The 1794-nt window shown below is 45.5% G+C and carries 3 protein-coding genes; 2 read left to right on the plus strand and 1 reads right to left on the minus strand.

The annotated features are described in order from the left end of the window. Positions 1 to 144: 144 nt before the first annotated feature. On the minus strand, positions 145 to 369 hold the full coding sequence (locus ACG2E4_RS18310; protein ID WP_395277494.1) for a hypothetical protein: 225 nt from the start codon (positions 367 to 369) through the stop codon (positions 145 to 147). 276 nt (positions 370 to 645) lie between these two features. On the opposite strand from ACG2E4_RS18310, the gene ACG2E4_RS18315 reads away from it, so the two are divergent. Further along, the gene (locus ACG2E4_RS18315; protein WP_395262563.1) at positions 646 to 1083 is read left to right on the plus strand and encodes a nucleotidyltransferase domain-containing protein; all 438 of its coding nucleotides are present in this window, start codon (positions 646 to 648) and stop codon (positions 1081 to 1083) included. Continuing rightward, a complete protein-coding gene (locus tag ACG2E4_RS18320) occupies positions 1076 to 1477 on the plus strand; it encodes a DUF86 domain-containing protein (protein WP_395262562.1) in 402 nt (133 codons plus the stop codon). The genes ACG2E4_RS18315 and ACG2E4_RS18320 overlap by 8 nt, the downstream gene beginning before the upstream one ends. The last annotated feature ends 317 nt before the right edge of the window (positions 1478 to 1794 follow it).

Raw genomic sequence — 1794 nt, forward strand, 5'->3', positions numbered from 1 at the left:
TCATTTTTCATTCCTCACTGAACATCCCCCTGCACCCCCTTCGAACATCATTTACCGCTTTTCCATCATAACTGCCACAAGGGGGAACCCCCCGCATTCTTCTTCCCGGTACCCCTTCGAAATTCATAATTTTTAATTCTTCATTCATAATTCCCATCCTCCGGTGGTGAATGGGGCACCAGCTGCAGCCTCAGCAGGCGTGGATGTTGATGGTCCGTCACGCCGGTTGCCCGCTATCAAAACTTTCACCGGTGCAACATCCACACCCGCCTGCTTCGGCCTCCGCACCCCATTCAAGGCCGGGAAGGGCAGGGTAGCATTTGTTGCCTCCTCCTCGTCAGGTTCAACTTCATTATATTTCGTTTTCATCCTTAATCCATATTCCATAATCCTCCGTCTCTACCCGTTATTAGCCAGCCACAAGGAAATTCCCCCGGTAGTATTTCAAAGGCCTCTTTTATATATTGGGGTCCCTTGCAGAACCTGCTATTTTGTTGGGAGGTGATTGTACCACCGACCTTGGTGACCGTTTAAACGGGAATAGAACTCCCTCGGAACGGGGAATGGAGGGGTTTGGCAAAGCCCCCGTTTAGAATTTTGCACCTTATCCTGCGTTATATCGTCACATGACAAATAGATCCTCCTGTGAAAGTTGATAAAAAAAATCATATCCGACGAAGAATTAAGGATTTCTTTGCATCCAAAGAAGAGGTGCTGTTTGTCTATCTGTTTGGTTCAATGGTCGATAAAGAAAAATTCCGTGATGTTGATATAGCCGTATATATGAAATCAACGCCCGACCTCATCAGCCGCGGAAAACTTCAGGCAGCATTAGATCGCATTTTGGCTGGTACTGTGGACGTGACAATATTGAATGAATTGCCTGCTAAAAATCCGGCTTTTGCCTATGAAATTGTGACAAAAGGGGTACTGCTGTTAAATAGGGATCCGGACCTTCATACAACCTATAAAAGCAAGGTGTATCGATATTATTTTGATACTGCTTATCTGCGCGATCAGTTTGAGGGAGCTTTTCGAAAACGCCTGACATCCGGAAATTTTGGCAAACGGAATTATGAATAGACGTCTGCAGAATTTGGAAAATAATGTAGCTGAATTACAAGAGCTGAAATCGGCATATTCCCCTTCCGAAATCAAGCGGGATAAGAAAAAAGAATGGGCCCTGCGGTACGGGTTGCTAGAATCTATTCAAATTGTCATTGATCTTTCTTGTCATTTGGCTGTTCATCATAACCTGGGCAATGCCGAAACGTATTCAGATTGTATTCAATTGCTGGGAAAGTTTGACATCATTGATCAGGATCTTGAGGAACGGTTGCTTGGTATGGCCGGGTTACGAAACATTTTGGTGCATGAGTATGTCGCGGTCGATGTGGATCGTTTGATTGCTTTCCTGGATCACCTGGATGATTTTACTGCTTTTGCCACTGCGGTAGATGGCAGGTTGGGGGCGTGAATGCCGGATACCGGATGGCGGATGCCCCAGGATAGTATTTTATCCATAATCCTGGTGTTGCTTCTGTGGTGGAGGGTAAATGTTGAATGTTGAAGGTTAAATGTTGAAGGTTGAAGGTTGGTGGTTGGAGGTTAATAATTGCTTGATGCGTTCATACGATCACCCCTTCGAAATTCATTATTCTTCAATCTACATTCTTCATTCCCCATCCTTTCCGGCCTTGGATTTATGAGCCGTCTGGTGCAAACGCAGCGCAGGCGTGAAGAAAGAAACCGTGCAAGACAGCTCTCAGCGTTACCGGATGAGATATCACAGCA

This window comes from Halalkalibaculum sp. DA384 (assembly GCF_043951955.1).
Classification (GTDB): domain Bacteria; phylum Bacteroidota; class Rhodothermia; order Balneolales; family Balneolaceae; genus JAMQKA01.

Bases quoted from the DNA above. Each gene is read 5' to 3' on its own strand.
- ACG2E4_RS18310 (WP_395277494.1), bottom strand. From the start codon at position 369: ATGAAAACGAAATATAATGAAGTTGAACCTGACGAGGAGGAGGCAACA.
- ACG2E4_RS18320 (WP_395262562.1), top strand. From the start codon at position 1,076: ATGAATAGACGTCTGCAGAATTTGGAAAATAATGTAGCTGAATTACAA.